The following is a 298-nucleotide window of genomic DNA, read 5'->3' on the forward strand; positions in this document are numbered from 1 at the left end:
GGCTGAGCAGGAAGCGGATCAGTAACTGCGAAGCACCGAGCATCGCCAGCATCAGGATAGCCACGGCCATCGCATAGTTGAAGAAACGTTCGCCAAACACCTGGCTCAGGCTCGGGCCGTAAGCGATGACTGCGACTTGCTGGCCCTCGGCGCGACCAAAGACTTCGGCGCCCATCAATGGGTTGTCGCCGAACAGCGGCATGCTGTTGATCTCGATCCGGCCGTTGTTGGTATCGGTCAGCTCCAGAACCGGTTGCGCGTTCAGCCGTGGTGCCTGGCCATGGCTGAAAATCAGCAC

General features: G+C 60.1%; 1 pseudogene. It reads right to left on the reverse strand.

Going from position 1 to position 298, the window contains the following annotated elements:
* A pseudogene (locus BK665_RS33565) lies at nucleotides 1–298 on the reverse strand (methyl-accepting chemotaxis protein); the annotation flags it as partial.

The sequence above is a fragment of the Pseudomonas frederiksbergensis genome, assembly GCF_003732665.1.
Lineage (GTDB): Bacteria > Pseudomonadota > Gammaproteobacteria > Pseudomonadales > Pseudomonadaceae > Aquipseudomonas > Aquipseudomonas frederiksbergensis_G.